This window comes from Hydrogenophaga crassostreae, assembly GCF_001761385.1.
In the GTDB taxonomy this organism is placed as follows: Bacteria; Pseudomonadota; Gammaproteobacteria; order Burkholderiales; family Burkholderiaceae_C; genus Hydrogenophaga; species Hydrogenophaga crassostreae.
The window spans coordinates 2917683-2935258 of sequence record NZ_CP017476.1 but is presented as its reverse complement, the minus strand read 5'-3'; the positions used below and the strand labels follow the sequence as shown (position 1 = coordinate 2935258).

The 17576-nt window shown below is 58.1% G+C and carries 13 protein-coding genes and 4 tRNA genes; 14 read left to right on the top strand and 3 right to left on the bottom strand.

The annotated features are described in order from the left end of the window. The first annotated feature begins 9 nt into the window (after positions 1–9). The 12 genes from LPB072_RS13460 to LPB072_RS13405 all read left to right on the top strand — a co-directional run bounded on the left by LPB072_RS13460 (position 10) and on the right by LPB072_RS13405 (position 12075). Positions 10–2589, top strand: coding sequence for a TRAP transporter permease (locus LPB072_RS13460; protein ID WP_066090680.1), 2580 nt, complete (start codon positions 10–12; stop codon positions 2587–2589). Next, positions 2586–3287, top strand: coding sequence for an aspartate/glutamate racemase family protein (locus LPB072_RS13455; protein WP_066090677.1), 702 nt, complete (start codon positions 2586–2588; stop codon positions 3285–3287). Before LPB072_RS13460 ends, LPB072_RS13455 begins: the two co-directional genes overlap by 4 nt. A gap of 45 nt (positions 3288–3332) precedes the next feature. Continuing rightward, positions 3333–3419, top strand: a tRNA-Leu gene (locus LPB072_RS13450). Positions 3420–3486: 67 nt separating this feature from the next. Next, complete coding sequence (tig, locus tag LPB072_RS13445; RefSeq protein WP_066090674.1) at positions 3487–4797, top strand: trigger factor; 1311 nt, start codon at positions 3487–3489, stop codon at positions 4795–4797. 187 nt (positions 4798–4984) lie between these two features. Next, complete coding sequence (clpP, locus tag LPB072_RS13440; protein ID WP_066090671.1) at positions 4985–5602, top strand: ATP-dependent Clp endopeptidase proteolytic subunit ClpP; 618 nt, start codon at positions 4985–4987, stop codon at positions 5600–5602. Positions 5603–5751: 149 nt separating this feature from the next. Next, on the top strand, positions 5752–7017 hold the full coding sequence (gene clpX / locus LPB072_RS13435) for an ATP-dependent Clp protease ATP-binding subunit ClpX (protein ID WP_066090668.1): 1266 nt from the start codon (positions 5752–5754) through the stop codon (positions 7015–7017). A gap of 109 nt (positions 7018–7126) precedes the next feature. Next, a complete protein-coding gene (gene lon / locus LPB072_RS13430) occupies positions 7127–9559 on the top strand; it encodes an endopeptidase La (protein ID WP_066090665.1) in 2433 nt (810 codons plus the stop codon). Between the two features lie 86 nt (positions 9560–9645). After that, positions 9646–9721 (top strand) — tRNA-Gly (locus tag LPB072_RS13425). Between the two features lie 74 nt (positions 9722–9795). Continuing rightward, positions 9796–9869 (top strand) — tRNA-Cys (locus tag LPB072_RS13420). Positions 9870–9969: 100 nt separating this feature from the next. After that, positions 9970–10057, top strand: a tRNA-Leu gene (locus LPB072_RS13415). Positions 10058–10109: 52 nt separating this feature from the next. After that, positions 10110–10733 carry a DUF6806 family protein gene (locus LPB072_RS13410; RefSeq protein ID WP_066090662.1) on the top strand — a complete coding sequence of 208 codons (624 nt, stop codon included), beginning with the start codon at positions 10110–10112 and terminating at the stop codon, positions 10731–10733. A 40-nt stretch (positions 10734–10773) separates the two neighbouring features. Beyond that, positions 10774–12075, top strand: a complete 1302-nt coding sequence (locus LPB072_RS13405) for an MFS transporter (RefSeq protein ID WP_066091011.1) — start codon at positions 10774–10776, stop codon at positions 12073–12075. A gap of 74 nt (positions 12076–12149) precedes the next feature. On the opposite strand, the gene murI is transcribed toward LPB072_RS13405, so the two are convergent. Further along, the gene (gene murI / locus LPB072_RS13400) at positions 12150–12968 is read right to left on the bottom strand and encodes a glutamate racemase (RefSeq protein WP_066090659.1); all 819 of its coding nucleotides are present in this window, start codon (positions 12966–12968) and stop codon (positions 12150–12152) included. Beyond that, positions 12965–14518, bottom strand: coding sequence for a fumarate hydratase (locus tag LPB072_RS13395; protein ID WP_066090656.1), 1554 nt, complete (start codon positions 14516–14518; stop codon positions 12965–12967). The genes murI and LPB072_RS13395 overlap by 4 nt, the downstream gene beginning before the upstream one ends. Positions 14519–14720: 202 nt before the next feature. On the opposite strand from LPB072_RS13395, the gene acs reads away from it, so the two are divergent. Beyond that, the gene (acs, locus tag LPB072_RS13390) at positions 14721–16715 is read left to right on the top strand and encodes an acetate--CoA ligase (protein WP_066090652.1); all 1995 of its coding nucleotides are present in this window, start codon (positions 14721–14723) and stop codon (positions 16713–16715) included. A gap of 168 nt (positions 16716–16883) precedes the next feature. Here the strand turns inward: acs and LPB072_RS13385 are convergent, their stop codons facing one another. Beyond that, positions 16884–17189, bottom strand: a complete 306-nt coding sequence (locus tag LPB072_RS13385) for a c-type cytochrome (protein ID WP_066090649.1) — start codon at positions 17187–17189, stop codon at positions 16884–16886. 122 nt (positions 17190–17311) lie between these two features. Between LPB072_RS13385 and LPB072_RS13380 the strand changes: the two genes are divergently transcribed. Continuing rightward, positions 17312–17551, top strand: a complete 240-nt coding sequence (locus tag LPB072_RS13380; protein WP_066090646.1) for a TIGR04438 family Trp-rich protein — start codon at positions 17312–17314, stop codon at positions 17549–17551. Positions 17552–17576: the final 25 nt, after the last annotated feature.

Genomic DNA, 17576 nt, shown 5'->3' with positions numbered 1-17576 from the left:
AATACTCGAATGAAAAATAAAGATACAAGCCCACCTGAGGTCGACGTCAACCAATTGGTGCAAGACAACGATTCGGGCGGGCGACAACCTGGCCCGTTTGTGCGCCGCTTGCTACTCGTTGTGGCGGTGGCCTGGTCGCTGTTCCAGTTGTGGATCGCGTCGCCGTTGCCCTTTTCTCTGGGCATTTTTGTGCTCAATGACACCGAAAGCCGGGCCATTCACCTGGCCTTTGCGGTGTTTCTTTCATTCATGGCCTATCCGGCAACCAAGCGGTCACCTCGCGACCATGTGCCCATCTTGGATTGGGTGTTTGCTTTGGTCGGGGCCTTTTGTGCAGCGTACCTCTTTATTTTTTACCGAGAGCTGGCGACCCGCCCTGGGCAGCCGATCCCGTTTGATGTGTGGACGGCTGTGGTCGGTATCGTGCTCCTGCTGGAAGCGACACGCCGGGTGCTCGGCTTGCCGATGGTGATTGTCGCGCTGGTGTTTCTCGGCTACACCTTTGGTGGCCCCTACATGCCAGATTTGCTCTCCCACCGGGGCGCCTCTCTCGACCGGGCGATGACCCATCAGTGGTTGACCACGGAAGGTGTGTTTGGCGTGGCGCTGGGTGTGTCCAGCGGCTTTATCTTCTTGTTTGTGCTGTTTGGATCACTGCTCGACAAAGCCGGCGCCGGCAATTACTTCATCAAATCCGCGTTTGCGTTGCTGGGTCACATGCGCGGTGGCCCGGCCAAAGCGGCTGTGGTGGCTTCTGCAGCCACCGGCATTATTTCTGGTTCGTCGATTGCCAACGTGGTGACCACCGGCACCTTCACCATTCCGCTCATGAAGCGGGTCGGATACCGAGGTGATCAAGCTGGCGCTGTCGAAGTCTCTTCATCAGTCAACGGTCAGTTGATGCCACCGGTCATGGGGGCTGCTGCATTCCTGATGGTGGAGTACGTGGGCATTCCATACATCGAGGTGATGAAGCATGCATTCTTGCCGGCGATCATTTCCTACATCGCGCTTTTCTACATCGTGCACCTGGAGGCGCTCAAAGCCGACATGCAAGGCTTGCCACGGCGGGTTCAGTCCACGGGCATGCAGCGATTGATCGCTTTTGTGACCACGGTTGCGGGCTTCTTCGTGCTCGCAGGCATCACCTACTACACCATCAGCTTCCTCAAGTCATCTCTCGGTGGCGCCGCGATTCCGGCCATTGCCGTGTTGCTGATGTCTGCCTACCTGGGCTTGCTCTGGGTCAGTTCGCGCCAGCCGGAGCTTCAGCTGGACGATCCCAATGCCCCGGTGTTCGAACTGCCCGAAACGGGCCCTACGGTGCGCTCGGGTCTGCACTACCTGCTGGCTGTCGTGGTGCTCGTCTGGTGTCTGATGGTAGAGCAGCTGTCGCCCGCGCTGTCGGCCTTCTGGGCGACCATGTTCATGGTCTTCATCATCCTCACACAAAAGCCCATCATTGGCGTCATGCGGGGTGCCCACAACATTGCGGGCGACTTCAAGAACGGCATCGCCGATTTGATTTCGGGCCTTGAAACAGGGGCTCGCAACATGATTGGTATCGGTGTGGCAACGGCCGCTGCGGGCATCATTGTGGGTACCGTCTCGCTCACCGGCGTGGGCCTGGTCATGACCGAATTGGTGGAAATCCTGTCTGGCGGCAACCTCATGCTGATGCTGGTGCTGGTGGCCGTGATCAGCCTGATTCTGGGCATGGGCTTACCGACCACGGCGAACTACATCGTGGTGTCTACGCTGATGGCACCCGTGGTGGTGGAGTTGGGCGCGCAGAGTGGCCTGATCGTGCCGTTGATTGCGGTGCACCTGTTTGTCTTCTACTTTGGCCTCATGGCCGATGTGACGCCTCCGGTGGGGCTGGCTTCGTTTGCCGCAGCGGCCATTGCTCGGCACGACCCCATTCAGACCGGCGTCACCGCGTTCTTCTACAGCATGCGCACGGCCATCTTGCCGTTTCTCTTCATCTTCAATACCCAGTTGCTGTTGATCGGTCTGGATGGCCCCTTGCATCTGATCATGACCGTTGGAACGGCGGTGATCGCGATGCTCATATTTGCTGCGGCGACACAAGGCTTCTTCATCGTGCGCAGCCGCTGGTACGAATCCTTGGCCATGTTGCTGGTCTGTTTTACGCTGTTCCGCCCTGGCTTCTGGATGGACATGATCCACCCAGCATTTGACGAGGTCAAAGGTGAGCAGATGAGTAAGGTGATCACCGACGCACCTGCCAACAGCAGCAAGAGGGCATGGATTGAGGGGCTGAACCTGAATGGCGACGAAATTCGCAAGGGTGTGTTGCTGCCCTTGGGTGAGCCCGGCGATGTCAAGTCGCGCCTGGCTACTTCGGGGGTGAGCGTGATGGCCGACGGCGATTCGCTGATGGTGGTCGGGGTGAAGTTTGGCAGCCAGGCTGAGAAGCTGGGCATTGAGCAAAGCTTCCGTATCACGTCGATGGAGGTGGCCGCCGATCGTCCTGCCAAAGAATGGCTGTATGTGCCCGCCTTTGTATTGCTTGGTTTGGTGGTCTGGTTACAGCGCCGGCGCCGTACTGCGCCCAAAGCGGCATGAACGCGGTAGTGACCGGGCCGCGGGTGGCGCTGATTCACGCATTGGCGCATTCGGTGAACCCGATCAACGAGGCCATGCAGCGGGCTTGGCCCGAGGCAGTGTGCATGAACCTGCTGGACGACAGCTTGTCTGCGGATCTGGCGCGCAACACTGTTGCGGGTGGGCGCGGGCTGGACGCAGCAATGCACCAGCGCTTTGAGGCCCTTGCCGCCTACGCTGAAAACACCGGCGCACAGGCACTTCTGTTCACATGCTCCGCCTTCGGTTCGTGCATCGAGGCAGTTGCTGCGAGGCGGCCGTCCATGCCCGTTCTCAAGCCAAATGAGGCGATGGTGGACGAAGCCGTGGTGGCCGCTGCGGGCGGTCGAATCGGCTTGGTTGCATCATTCGCCCCCACATTGACCTCTATGCCAGCCGAATTTCCGGCGGGGACTGATCTGGCCACAGCGTTGTGCACCGAGGCCATGGATGCCTTGAACCGTGGAGATAGCGAGCTTCACGATGCACTCGTTGTGAAGGCCGCTCAAACATTGAAAGAGCAGGGCTGCACTGTGATCGCGCTGGCGCAGTTCAGCATGGCCCGCGCCCACGTCGCAGTGGAGCAGGCGGTTGGCTTGCCCGTGCTGACAACGCCAGGGAGTGCAATCCGGGCACTTCGCCAGCGGCTACAATCGAAGGTTGCCGTAAAGCGGGCTTGAGTCAATGGGGGTCTAGTGCCCCCGTTTCAAGCCTGAGATTCAGGAGCGCGGGTGGCGAAATTGGTAGACGCACCAGGTTTAGGTCCTGACGGTAGCAATACTGTGCGGGTTCGAGTCCCGCCCCGCGCACCATCTCATTGATGAATACACATTTACCGGTTGGCACAGGCCGACCGCTTTTTTTGCTTTGGAGAAACGCATGACCGTGACCGTTGAAACCCTCGAAAAGCTTGAGCGCAAAATCACGCTGACGCTTCCCGCCGATGTGATCCAGATCGAAGTATCCAAGCGACTCAAAAAACTCGCCCGCGATGTGAAGATGGACGGTTTCCGTCCGGGCAAGGTACCCATGAACGTTGTTGCTCAGCGTTATGGCTACTCAGTTCACTACGAAGTCATGAACGACAAGGTGGGCGAGGCGTTTGCCACGGCAGCTGCCGAGGCACAGGTTCGCGTGGCTGGCCAGCCCAAAATCACCGAAAAGGAAGAAGCGCCCGAAGGCCAGATGGCATTTGACGCCGTATTTGAGGTGTATCCCGAAGTCACCATTGGTGATCTCGCGACCGCCGAAGTCGAAAAAGTCACTGCAGAAGTGAGCGACGCTGCTATCGACCGCACGCTCGACATCCTGCGCAAGCAACGCCGCACCTTTGCCCAGCGGGCCCAGGACCAAGCGGCTGCCGATGGCGATCGCGTGACGATCGACTTCGCTGGCAAGATCGATGGAGAAGCATTTGAGGGCGGTAAGGCCGACGGTTTCCAGTTCATCGTGGGCGATGGCCAGATGCTGAAAGAGTTCGAAGAAGCGGTTCGCGGCATGAAGTCCAGCGAGTCCAAAACCTTCCCGTTGCCGTTCCCTGACGACTACCATGGCAAAGACGTGGCTGGCAAAACCGCCGACTTCATGGTCACGGTCAACAAGATCGAAGCTGCTCACCTGCCTGCAGTGGACGAAGCCTTGGCGAAGTCGCTCGGCATCGCCGAAGGCACGGTCGAAGGTCTGCGTGCCGACATCCGCAAGAACCTCGAGCGTGAAGTGAAGTTCCGTGTCCTGGCCCGCAACAAGACCGCTGCGATGGACGCGCTTGCCAGCAAGGCGGAGCTTGATTTGCCCAATGCCGTGGTGCAGTCTGAGCTGGAGCGTCTGGTTGAAGGTGCCCGTGCCGATTTGAAGCAGCGTGGAGTGAAAGACGCCGACAAGGCCCCTATCCCGGAGGATTTGTTCCGTCCACAAGCCGAGCGCCGTGTGCGGCTGGGCCTGGTGGTGGCTGAGCTGGTTCGAACCAATGAACTGCAGGCAACGCCTGACCAGATCAAGGCCCACATCGACGAGTTGTCTGCTTCCTATGAAAAACCCGCAGATGTTGTGCGCTGGTACACCAGCGACAACCGCCGCATGGCTGAAGTTGAAGCCATCGTGATTGAAAACAATGTGGCCGAGTTTGTGATGTCCAAAGCCAAGGTCACCGAAAAGGCTGTGGATTTCGACGAGCTGATGGGCCAGTCCTGATTTACGAGGCTTTTTGCCTAGAAACGCAAATGAGGGCGGAGTGATCCGCCCTTTTTTGTCGTCTGGCGCTTGTGATTTGAAACACACTCGCCATATGACCCTTACCCCTATGCCCGCAACGCAAACCCGACCTTGACGGGTTGGTTACAGTAAGGGTAGAGCAAATGATCAATTCACGGAGAAATGCATGAGCGCAATGGACATACAAAGCCTGGGCATGGTCCCCATGGTGATCGAAACATCGGGTCGCGGGGAACGCGCTTACGATATTTACTCACGCCTGCTCAAAGAGCGCGTGATCTTTCTGGTGGGGCCGGTCAATGACCACTCCGCCAACCTCGTTGTGGCACAGCTGTTGTTCCTTGAGAGTGAGAACCCCGACAAGGACATCTCGTTCTATATCAACTCACCAGGTGGTTCGGTGAGCGCGGGCATGGCCATTTTCGACACCATGAATTTCATCAAGCCAGATGTGTCAACCTTGTGCACTGGATTTGCTGCCAGCATGGGTGCCTTCCTGCTTTCGGCCGGTGCCAAAGGCAAGCGTTTTTCGTTGCCCAACTCCAAAATCATGATTCACCAGCCCTCCGGCGGAGCTCAAGGTCAGGCCACCGAAATCGAAATTTCGGCCCGTGAAATTCTGAAGACGCGCGAGCAGCTCAACAAGATACTGGCCGATAACACCGGCCAGCCGCTGGAAAAGGTCATTCGTGACACCGAGCGCGACTACTACATGACTGCCGCCGAGTCAGCCGAATACGGCATCATCGACAAAGTCATCGACAAACGCCCGAGCGTTTCCTGATGGGCTTTCGCGAAAAACAGCTGTTTTTCGCGTCAAACAGCCTGAATCGGGTCAAAAATGGCCCTTTTCGGGCCATTGGCCTGTTGGCTCCTTGAATTATCATTGTTGTCAGTGAATTACTGAACGACTTACCGGACCCCACTCAATCGATGGTCGACAAAAAAGCCACCACAGGTGAAAAAGCCCTCTACTGCTCCTTTTGCGGTAAGAGCCAGCACGAAGTGAAGAAGCTGATCGCTGGCCCCTCTGTGTTCATCTGCGATGAATGCATAGACCTTTGCAACGACATCATTCGCGATGAGTTGCCTGGGCTTGAGACCGTCAAGATGTCTGGGGACGAAGTGCCCACGCCTGCCGAGCTGAAGTCCAACCTGGACAGCTACGTCATCGGGCAAGAGCCTGCCAAGCGCGCTTTGGCCGTTGCGGTGTACAACCACTACAAACGTCTGCGCCACAAACAAACGTCGCGCAAGGATGAAGTCGAGTTGGCCAAGAGCAATATTTTGCTGCTGGGCCCCACTGGTTCTGGCAAAACGCTGTTGGCACAGACCATGGCGCGCATGCTCAATGTGCCTTTTGTCATGGCCGATGCCACCACACTGACCGAAGCCGGCTATGTGGGTGAAGATGTGGAAAACATCGTGGCCAAGCTCTTGCAAAGCTGCAACTACGACGTAGAGCGCGCCCAGCAGGGCATTGTCTATATCGACGAAATCGACAAGATCACCCGGAAATCCGACAACCCGTCCATCACCCGCGACGTGTCGGGCGAAGGTGTTCAGCAGGCTTTGCTGAAGTTGATCGAAGGCACGATGGCCTCGGTGCCGCCACAAGGTGGGCGCAAGCATCCCAACCAGGATTTCTTGCAAGTTGATACGACCAACATTCTTTTCATTTGCGGTGGCGCATTTGCCGGTTTGGAAAAGATCATCGAGAACCGCACAGAAGCGTCGGGCATGGGCTTTGGCGCCGTGGTCAAGAGCAAGAAACAACGTAGTCTGACCGATGCGTTCAAGGAAATCGAACCGGAAGATCTGATCAAGTTCGGCTTGATCCCTGAGTTGGTGGGTCGTGTTCCTGTGATCGCCGCGCTGTCTGAGCTGAGCGAAGACGCGCTGGTGCAGATCCTGACCGAGCCCAAAAACGCGGTGGTCAAGCAGTTCACCCGTTTGCTGGCCATGGAAGATGCCGAGCTGGAAGTGCGCCCAGGTGCGCTGAAAGCCATTGCCCGCAAGGCGCTGGCTCGCAAGACCGGTGCGCGAGGCCTGCGCTCGATCCTGGAAAACGCCTTGATCGACACCATGTTCGAATTGCCAGGTCTGAGCAATGTCGAGAAAGTGGTGGTGGACGAGTCCACCATCGATGAAAACAAACCGCCCCTGCTGGTGTACCGCGAAGCGGCCAAGCAGGCTTGAACCACCGCCATGGCGAACACCACCCTGAGTGGTCGCCATTGTGCTTTGGTGCATGGTTGATGCGATGGGCGGTAGCGCCCATTGATTCCTTTAGTAGAGGTTGAAAGATATGTCCGGACAAACTCCGTTGCCCAATACGCCGGTCGACTTGCCGCTGCTGCCTCTGCGCGACGTCGTGGTCTTCCCGCACATGGTGATTCCCCTCTTTGTGGGGCGCCCCAAGAGCATCAAAGCGTTGGAGGCTGCGATGGAAGGCGAGCGGCGCATCATGTTGGTGGCCCAAAAAGCAGCAGCCAAAGATGAACCGTCGGCCGATGACATGTTTGAAATGGGCTGCGTAGCCACCATTTTGCAGATGCTGAAGCTGCCTGACGGCACCGTGAAGGTGCTGGTGGAGGGCGTGCAGCGCGCCAAAGTGCTTTCGATCTCCGAGGGAGAAACGCATTTTGAAGCCAGTGTGGCCCCTGTAGAGGCAGAGGCGGAAATCGCTGCAGTGCCATCGGCTGAGCTGGAGGCTCTGAGGCGGGCGGTGATGCAGCAGTTTGACCAATACGTCAAACTCAACAAAAAGATTCCTTCAGAGATACTCACTTCGATATCGAGCATCGACGATCCAGGCCGCTTGGCAGACACCATTGCTGCGCACCTGCCATTGAAACTCGAGTCCAAACAGGTGGTGCTGGATCTCGACCCCATCAACAAGCGCCTTGAAAATCTCTTTGAGCAGCTGGAGCGGGAAGTCGACATTCTCAATGTCGACAAAAAGATCCGCGGCCGCGTCAAGCGGCAAATGGAAAAGAACCAGCGCGACTTCTACCTGAACGAGCAGGTCAAGGCCATCCAGAAGGAGCTGGGCGAGGGGGAAGAGGGGGCTGACATCGAAGAGATCGAGAAAAAGATCAAGTTGGCAAAAATGCCAGCTGAAGCCCGCAAAAAGGCCGAAGCCGAGTTCAAGAAGCTCAAGCTCATGTCACCCATGTCGGCAGAGGCCACGGTGGTGCGCAACTACATCGACGCGCTGGTCGGCCTGCCCTGGAGCAAGAAAACCAAGATCAAACACGATTTGGCGCTGGCCGAGTCGATTCTCAATGAGGACCACTACGGTCTTGAGAAGGTCAAAGACCGCATCCTTGAATACCTTGCGGTTCAGCAACGCGTAGACAAGGTCAAGGCGCCTATTCTGTGCCTGGTCGGCCCTCCTGGTGTTGGCAAAACCTCGCTCGGGCAATCGGTTGCCAAGGCAACCGGACGCAAGTACGTTCGCATGGCCCTGGGTGGCATGCGTGATGAGGCTGAGATTCGTGGCCATCGACGCACCTATATCGGTGCAATGCCGGGCAAGGTTCTGCAGAGTCTGAGCAAGATTGGCACACGCAATCCACTGTTCCTCCTGGATGAGATCGACAAACTGGGCACCGATTTTCGAGGCGACCCTTCCAGCGCCTTGCTGGAGGTCCTTGACCCGGAGCAAAACCACACCTTTGGCGATCACTATGTTGAGGTCGACTTTGACTTGTCCGACGTGATGTTCGTGGCCACGTCGAACTCCATGAACATTCCTCCGGCCCTGCTGGACCGCATGGAAGTCATTCGACTGTCTGGTTACACAGAAGAAGAAAAGACCAATATCGCCATTCGCTATTTGTTGCCCAAGCAGTTGAAGAACAACGGCATCCGGGATGGCGAAATGGAGGTCAAGGACGAGGCCGTGCGCGACATCGTGCGCTACTACACCCGTGAGGCGGGAGTGCGCTCCCTTGAGCGCGAACTGGGCAAAATCTGCCGCAAGGTGGTCAAGGGGCTTCTGCTGAAGAAGTACACACCGACTTTGGTGATTGACTCGGAGAACCTCAACGAATTTCTGGGCGTTCGCAAGTTCTCTTTTGGACTGGCAGAAGCCAAGAATCAGGTTGGCCAGGTGGTTGGTCTGGCCTGGACCGAGGTGGGCGGTGACCTGTTGACCATCGAAGTCGCGACCATGCCGGGCAAGGGTGTCATCACGCGCACGGGTTCGCTGGGTGACGTGATGAAGGAGTCGGTTGAAGCAGCCCGTACGGTTGTGCGCAGCCGCTCCCGCGAATTGGGCATCAAGGATGAGGTGTTCAACAAGCGTGACATCCACATCCACGTGCCCGATGGCGCCACACCGAAAGATGGGCCGAGTGCAGGCGCCGCGATGACCACGGCGCTGGTTTCTGCCTTGACAGGTATTCCGATTCGGGCGGACGTGGCCATGACCGGTGAAATCACGTTGCGAGGTGAGGTAACCGGCATTGGCGGTTTGAAAGAGAAGCTGCTGGCGGCGCTTCGCGGTGGCATCAAGACGGTGATCATCCCTGAAGAGAATGTCAAAGATCTGGCCGAAATTCCCGACAACGTCAAAGAGGGGTTGGAAATCCTGCCTGTGAAATGGATCGACAAGGTTCTGGCCATTGCGCTGGAGCGTTTGCCCGTGCCTTTGACCGAAGAAGAGGTCGCCGAGCAGATTGCCGCGGCAGCCGCACGCCCTGGTTCAACGGCACCAGATGCAGTGAAGCACTGAGTCAAAAAAGTATTCGAAGTTCGAAAGGCGCAGAATTTTGCGCTATAATTTCGGCTTCCAACGAGATACCAAAACGTTGGAAACATGCGGGATTAGCTCAGTTGGTAGAGCGATACCTTGCCAAGGTATAGGTCGAGAGTTCGAGTCTCTTATCCCGCTCCAGATTTAAAAAGGGAAGCCAGTGCTTCCCTTTTTTGTCGGTAGAGCAGAGGTCGGTTGCATGCCGGTCTCGACATGGCGCGATAGCAAAGCGGTTATGCAACGGATTGCAAATCCGTCTAGCCCGGTTCGACTCCGGGTCGCGCCTCCAGTCACTTGAAAACGCCTCGATCAATTGTTGTTCGGGGCGTTTTTGTTGGCGAGCCTGGTCGCCCTACCCAGCCTTTCATACCTGCGACAATTGGCACGTTGCCTCGATGGTGAAATTGGTAGACACAGCGGACTTAAAATCCGCCGGCTGTAACGGCCATACCGGTTCGATTCCGGTTCGAGGCACCACGATCACTAGGTCACTAGGTTTTTCCCGGTTTCGCCGGTACAGTGAGTTTTCATGACCCGATACAACGCACCCTTCGAAATCCATGTGCACGGCGATGTGCCTCTGCGTGAAGACGTGGAATTTGCCCAGATCCAGGATGCGCTCAAGCCTTTGTGGCAATACGCTGGTGGGAAGTCGCTCGCTGCAGCGGCCGAGAGTTCTTACGAAGACGAGCCCGGCATCCGCTTTGATGCACAAACGCATGTCTTGAAACTGTGCTGGACCGTGCCCGGCGATGAGGACTTCCGCCAGGTGGTCGAAGAAGCCTGCATGGGCTTGAATGAAATCGCCGCCTCGGGTGCACCACTCGAGGTGTCGTTTTATGACACCGAGTTTGACGAGGAGGAAGAGGGCAACTCCGAGGAAGAGGCGCGAGATGACTTCATGATGTGTTTTGTTGGCCCGACGCCAGCAGCCATCATGCAAGTGCAACGCGATCTCCTGGTGCAGGACGTGGTGCACATCATGGAGCGTCACTTTGACGCCTCTGAGCTTGGTGCTGTGGTGGCCTCTATCGACACCTTGTTTACCCAGCGCTTTGAGTCACTCGTGAGTTCGATGAACCTGGGACGGCCACCGCGCGGTCATGGCGGCACCGGACATGGTGGGGGGCGCAAACCACGCCACCTGCATTGAGATCGGTGCGCACCATCTTGATGGCCATTTGAGTCCTTCGATGGCGTGGTTTTCCCAAGACGCTTTGCAGCCTGGCGTGCGCAGCCGGGAGGTGTTCGCCTGGGCCATGTACGACTTCGCCAATTCCGGGTACACGACCGTGGTCTTGACGGCCGTGTTTGCGGCCTACTTCGTGGGTGTCGTTGCAGATTCGGCACCCTGGGCGACATTTGCCTGGACGCTGGCCCTTAGCGTTTCTCATGCAATCGTTATGTTGACGATGCCCGCCATAGGCGCGTGGGCCGATCGGCATGCAGCCAAAAAGCGTTTGTTGTTGTTGACCACTGTGGGTTGTGTGGCTGCGACCGCAGCATTGGCCCTTGTGGGGCCGGGTGCCGTGGCTCTGGCTGTTGTCTTGATCGTGTTGTCCAACGTGTTTTTTTCCTGGGGTGAGTCGCTGAGCGCGGCCTTCTTGCCTGAATTGGCCAGGCCTGCCGCCATGGGAAGGGTGAGCGGGTGGGGTTGGAGTCTCGGTTATGTTGGCGGCATGCTGGCTTTGGGTCTGAGTCTGGGTTATGTGCTTTGGGCGACTGCGCAAGGGCAGGCGGCATCGGCGTTCGTGCCAGTCACGATGCTGATCACTGCCGCCGTATTTGCGTTGGCCGCTTCAGTCACCCTTTCCATGCTGAGCGAACGTGCGCGGCCGCAACCTGGAGTTGCTCGAGAGGATGGCTGGAGAGCATCGCTGAGACAACTCAGGACGACGTTTCTCGATGCGCGGGAATATGTTGATTTCATGTGGTTGCTGGCCTGTGCTGTGGCCTATCAGGGCGGTGTCGCGGTGGCGATTACCTTGGCGGCCATTTATGCCGAGCAAGTGATCGGGTTTGTTCAACAAGAAACCATGGTTCTGATCTTTGTGCTCAACATCGCGGCCATGGTGGGCGCATTCGTTTTCGGTTATGCGCAGGACCGGGTTGGTCACAAGGCCGCCCTGGGCATCACGTTGCTTGGATGGATGGTGACCTGTGTGATGGCCGCGCTGACCACCACGAAAGGTGGCTTCTGGTATGCGGCGGCGATCGCCGGGTTTTGTATGGGCTCCAGCCAGTCTTCGGGACGGGCCATGGCTGGGCTGTTTGCGCCACCGGCGCGGTTGGCAGAGTTTTTCGGTTTGTGGGCGTTTGCCACCCGGCTGGCGAGCATCATTGGACCGTTGAGCTATGGAGCAATCACCTGGGCCACAGACGGCAACCAGCGTTTGGCGATTGGCGCCACCGCCGGGTTATTTCTGGTGGGTCTGGTGTTGTTGCTGCCAGTAAATATGGCGCGAGGGCGGGCAAAGGCCCTGCGCGCTTCGTAGGCTTCTGAACCGTATCTTGTTGACCCAACCGCCCTCGGGTCCTCTGGCCGCCGACAGTTTCTTGCCTGGCTTGCCTATATGGAAACGGTGTGCGCAAACAGCTTGGGGTCAATCCAGCGCTGGGCCGCGCCGCTGAGGCCTGTTGCATCGCCTGTGCTGAACAAGGTGGGTGGAAGGACAAGCCCCGGCTCGGGCTCGGGCGGCATCATGGGCACCAACAATTCGCGCGCTCTTCTTGCTACTGGAAGGCCGGTTTCAAGGAAACGCACCCCGTGGCCCAGCGCCGCAGATTGCAGTGTTTCGAGGGCAAAAGGGTAGTGTGTGCACCCGAGAACAATGGTGTCAATGTTCTTGGCCTGCGGCCCAGCGTTGAAGAGGCTTGTCATATAGCGCTGGCCGAGTGCTTGAACTTCTTCCAGCCGATTGCGTTCGATGGCATCGGCCAGCCCGTCACATGCTTGCGGCCAGAAATGCACGGTGCGGCTGCTCGATGATTCAACTTGGGTGCGCAGTCGGAGAAAGCGTTCGCTGCTCAAGGTTCCACGCGTCGCCAGAATTCCGACATGACCGCTGACGGTTTGTGCTGCGGCAGGCTTTAACGCGGGTTCTACGCCGATGATGGGCAGGTCGGGATGGGTCGCCCTCACTGCCTCGACCGCGTGCGCTGTGGCCGTGTTACAGGCGATGACCAGTGCCTTGATACCGTGGTGCAGGCGCAAATAGGTCGTGATTGTCTGGGCACGGGCCTGAATGGTGGCGACATCGCGTTCGCCGTAAGGGGCGAAAGCGCTGTCAGCGACATAGACGCACGAAACGGTGGGCAGTTGCTTCTGCAGTTCGCGCAGAACGCTGAGCCCACCCACGCCGCTGTCAAAAACACCCAGTGTGGTCAAGCGCCGGCGACGGAAATGCCTTTGAACTCGCCCGTGGCGATGCGCTTGCTCCACTCGGCTGGTCCGGTGATATGCACGCTGGTGCCGCCAGCGTCCACCGCCACGGTCACCGGCATGTCGACCACATCGAACTCATAGATGGCTTCCATGCCCAGGTCTTCAAAGCCCACCACTTTCGCAGTCTTGATGGCTTTGGATACCAGGTAGGCGGCGCCGCCCACGGCCATGAGGTAAGCGCTCTTGTGGCTCTTGATCGACTCGATGGCAACCGGGCCGCGCTCGGCCTTGCCGATCATGGCGATGAGGCCGGTTTTCTCCAGCATCATGTCGGTGAACTTGTCCATGCGGGTGGCGGTCGTGGGGCCTGCCGGGCCCACGGCTTCATCACCAACGGGGTCCACGGGACCGACGTAGTAAATGACGCGATTGGTGAAGTCCACAGGCAGTTGTTCACCCTTGGCCAGCATGTCTTGAATGCGCTTGTGGGCGGCGTCGCGACCGGTCAGCATCTTGCCGTTGAGCAGCAGGGTCTGGCCAGGCTTCCAGCTGGCCACGTCGGCTTTGGTGAGCTTGTTGAGATCCACGCGTTGGCTCTTTTCATTGTCTGGCGTCCAGTTGACGTTGGGCCAGAGATCGAGGCTCGGTGGGTCCAGATAAACCGGCCCCGACCCGTCCATCACGAAATGGGCGTGGCGGGTGGCGGCGCAGTTGGGGATCATGGCAATGGGTTTGCCCGCGGCGTGGGTGGGGTACATCTTGATCTTGATGTCGAGCACGGTGGTGAGGCCTCCCAGACCTTGCGCGCCAATGCCAAGGGCATTGACCTTGTCAAGCAGCTCCAGGCGCAACTCTTCCACCTGGGTCAGCTTTTCGCCTTTGGACGCCTTGGTTTGCAGCTCGTACATGTCGATGTCTTCCATCAGACTTTGTTTGGCCATCAACACAGACTTTTCCGCCGTGCCGCCGATGCCGATGCCGAGCATGCCCGGCGGGCACCAGCCAGCGCCCATGGTGGGTAGCGTTTTGAGCACCCAGTCGACGATGGAGTCGCTGGGGTTGAGCATCATCATCTTGCTCTTGTTTTCGCTGCCGCCGCCTTTGGCCGCCACGGTGACATCCACCTTGTTCCCTGGCACGATCTCGGTGTGGATCACGGCAGGGGTGTTGTCGCCCGTGTTTTTGCGGGAGAAGAGAGGGTCTGCCACGATGCTGGCGCGCAGCTTGTTGTCGGCGTTGTTGTAGCCCTGGCGCACACCCTCATTGATCGCGTCGTCCAGACTCCCGGTGAACCCGTCCCAGCGCACGTCCATTCCCACTTTCAGAAACACATTGACGATCCCGGTGTCCTGGCAAATCGGGCGGTGGCCCGTAGCGCTCATCTTGCTGTTGGTCAAAATTTGCGCGATCGCGTCCTTGGCCGCCGGGCTTTGCTCACGTTCGTAGGCGCGAGCAAGGTGGGCAATGTAGTCGGCCGGGTGGTAATAGCTGATGAACTGGAGGGCGGCGGCGACGGACTCGATCAAATCGGCCTGGCGGATAGCGGTGGTCATGGCTGGTGCTTTCTGAGATTGAACAAAAAGAGGTGTAGGGATGGTGCCCATCACGACATGCGGCAAGTGGTCTATTCTAAGAACACGCGAGGGCTCGATTGCCTGACAGCAATCGCCCTTTGCGGGAGTGTAAGTGGCTCGTAAGAGCCTTTTCGCACAGTTAACAGGTTCCCGAATCCACACCCTAAGAGGAGACTGCCCCATGTCCACACCATCGAGCGCGATCGAGTCCACGCTGGTTGAGAACCGTGTTTTTGAGCCTTCTGAAGCCATGCGAAAGTCGGCCCGCATTTCCGGCATGGATGCCTACAACGCGTTGTGCGCTGAAGCTGAGAGTGATTTCGAAGGGTTCTGGGCCAAGCGGGCGCGGGAAACGCTGACCTGGCACAAGCCGTTCACGAAAACGCTCGACTCATCCGACGCGCCTTTTTACAAGTGGTTCGACGATGGCGAGTTGAATGCCTCTTACAACTGCCTGGACCGCCACATGGGCACCCCCGTTGAAAACAAGACGGCCATCATTTTTGAGGCCGATGGTGGCGAAATCACCAAGGTCACATACAAAGAACTGCTGGCCAAGGTCTCGCAGTTTGCCAATGCCTTGAAGGCCAGTGGTGTGAAAAAGGGTGACCGCGTGGTCATCTACATGCCCATGACCGTCGAAGGCGTGGTCGCGATGCAAGCCTGCGCCCGCATCGGCGCGACCCACAGCGTGGTATTTGGCGGCTTTTCTGCCAAGGCTCTGCAAGAGCGCATTCATGATGCCAAAGCGGTCGCCGTGGTCACCGCCAACTACCAGTTGCGCGGCGGCAAAGAACTGCCCCTGAAAGCCATCGTTGACGAGGGCATTGCGCTGGGTGGTTGTGAAACAGTGAAAAACGTCTTCGTGTTCCAGCGCACACAGACTGCCTGCAACATGGTGGCCGGCCGCGATACGTTCATGCACGATGCCGTGGCGAATCAGTCAACCGACTGCCCGGCTGAGATGGTCGGTGCCGAACATCCGCTGTTTGTGCTCTACACCTCTGGTTCCACAGGAACGCCCAAAGGCGTGCAGCACAGCACGGGCGGCTACCTGCTGTGGGCCAATCTCACCATGCAATGGACTTTCGACTTGAAGCCCGATGATGTCTTCTGGTGCACGGCCGACATCGGCTGGATCACTGGTCACACCTACGTCGCATATGGCCCGCTTGCCGCGGGTGCCACGCAAATCGTGTTTGAGGGAGTGCCCACCTACCCGAACGCTGGCCGCTTCTGGCAGATGATCGAGCGCCACAAGTGTTCGATTTTCTACACCGCGCCCACCGCCATCCGGTCGCTCATCAAAGCCGCTGAAGCAGATGAAAAAGTGCATCCGGCGCGCTCCGACCTGAGCAGCTTGCGCATCATGGGTTCGGTGGGTGAGCCCATCAACCCGGAAGCCTGGATGTGGTACTACAAGCATGTGGGTGGTGAGCGCTGCCCCATCGTGGACACCTTCTGGCAAACCGAAACCGGTGGCCACATGATCACGCCGCTGCCCGGTGCGACGCCGCTGGTTCCGGGCTCCTGCACCTTGCCACTGCCTGGCATCACCACCGCGATCGTGGACGAAACCGGCAACGATGTGCCCAACGGCTCGGGTGGCATTCTGGTGGTCAAGAAGCCTTGGCCCTCCATGATCCGTACGATCTGGGGCGACCCGGAGCGTTTCAAGAAGAGCTACTTCCCGGATGAACTCAAAGGCTACTATCTGGCTGGCGATGGCGCGGTGCGCAGTCCGGATCGGGGCTACTTCCGCATCACGGGTCGAATTGATGATGTGTTGAACGTTTCAGGTCACCGCATGGGAACGATGGAAATCGAGTCTGCCCTGGTGGGCAAGACCGACCTGGTGGCCGAGGCTGCCGTGGTGGGGCGGCCAGACGATACGACGGGCGAAGCCATCTGTGCTTTTGTTGTGCTCAAGCGGGCCGTGCCGCACGGTGACGAGGCCAAGGCCATCGCCAAAGAACTGCGCGACTGGGTGGCCAAGGAGATTGGACCAATTGCCAAGCCCAAAGACATTCGCTTTGGTGAGAACCTGCCCAAGACCCGTTCGGGCAAGATCATGCGCCGGCTGCTTCGCTCGATTGCGAAGAATGAGAAAGTGACCCAGGACACCTCGACGCTGGAAAACCCAGCCATTCTGGACCAGCTCGGCCAAGCCTACTGACCGGCGTATCGTTCAGCTGAAAGAAGCCCGCAAGTCTTTGGCCTTGCGGGCTTTTTTATTGGAGCCACTACCGGAACAGGGCGCCAGTGCCGTGCGAGACGGGTGCAGTGCTACAGGCGAAAAAGAACCCGCCTGAAGCGGGTTCCTTTTTTGACAGCGGTTGACTGCTTACTTCAAGCTCAAAACCCATGCCGCCAGTTTCTTGGCATCGGCTTCGTTCACCTGGGTGTTGGCTGGCATGGGGATTGCACCCCAGACGCCAGACCCACCCTTGATGATTTTGGCGGCCAGCATATCGACAGCGCTGGCGTTGCCTGCGTATTTGGTGGCCACTTCTTTGTAGGAAGGACCCACCAGCTTTTTGTCCACTGCGTGGCAAGCCATGCAGTTCTTGCTCTTGGCCAACGCTTCGTCGGCCATCGCTGGCGCGGAAATGGCGGCCATCGCGGCCATAATGAGGAGAGCGCGTTTCATGGTCAGTTCCTTTTCAAAGTTGGTGAAGAGTTCACAGGCTCGATTCTATATAGAGCTGGCTGCGTGATACGCAAAGTTACAGTTGCTTGCCGCTCTTTGTCGGAGCTTTACTGGAGGGTGTGATGTATTTCTTGATTGCTGGCGTGGTGGCACTTGTTTGGAACTATTGGCGCATTGGTATGGTGGCCGATACATCCTGGTGGTGGGTGATGGGCTTGTTTGCCTTGGCGGTCGCCTGGTGGTCTTTCGCGGACTCGTCCGGCTACACCAAACGCAAGGAAATGGAAAAAATGGATCTGAAGAAAAAGCAGCGGATCGATAAACACAAGGAAGCGCTGGGAATCAAAGCACCTCGCCGTTGATTCAGGGCTCGAGAGGGCTTCGAGC

What these genes read in the sequence shown, in the direction of transcription:
- LPB072_RS13460 (WP_066090680.1), top strand. Translation starts at nt 10, where the DNA reads ATGAAAAATAAAGATACAAGCCCACCTGAGGTCGACGTCAACCAATTG.
- LPB072_RS13455 (WP_066090677.1), top strand. Translation starts at nt 2,586, where the DNA reads ATGAACGCGGTAGTGACCGGGCCGCGGGTGGCGCTGATTCACGCATTG.
- tig (WP_066090674.1), top strand. Translation starts at nt 3,487, where the DNA reads ATGACCGTGACCGTTGAAACCCTCGAAAAGCTTGAGCGCAAAATCACG.
- clpP (WP_066090671.1), top strand. Translation starts at nt 4,985, where the DNA reads ATGAGCGCAATGGACATACAAAGCCTGGGCATGGTCCCCATGGTGATC.
- clpX (WP_066090668.1), top strand. Translation starts at nt 5,752, where the DNA reads ATGGTCGACAAAAAAGCCACCACAGGTGAAAAAGCCCTCTACTGCTCC.
- lon (WP_066090665.1), top strand. Translation starts at nt 7,127, where the DNA reads ATGTCCGGACAAACTCCGTTGCCCAATACGCCGGTCGACTTGCCGCTG.
- LPB072_RS13410 (WP_066090662.1), top strand. Translation starts at nt 10,110, where the DNA reads ATGACCCGATACAACGCACCCTTCGAAATCCATGTGCACGGCGATGTG.
- LPB072_RS13405 (WP_066091011.1), top strand. Translation starts at nt 10,774, where the DNA reads ATGGCGTGGTTTTCCCAAGACGCTTTGCAGCCTGGCGTGCGCAGCCGG.
- LPB072_RS13395 (WP_066090656.1), bottom strand. Translation starts at nt 14,518, where the DNA reads ATGACCACCGCTATCCGCCAGGCCGATTTGATCGAGTCCGTCGCCGCC.
- acs (WP_066090652.1), top strand. Translation starts at nt 14,721, where the DNA reads ATGTCCACACCATCGAGCGCGATCGAGTCCACGCTGGTTGAGAACCGT.
- LPB072_RS13385 (WP_066090649.1), bottom strand. Translation starts at nt 17,189, where the DNA reads ATGAAACGCGCTCTCCTCATTATGGCCGCGATGGCCGCCATTTCCGCG.
- LPB072_RS13380 (WP_066090646.1), top strand. Translation starts at nt 17,312, where the DNA reads ATGTATTTCTTGATTGCTGGCGTGGTGGCACTTGTTTGGAACTATTGG.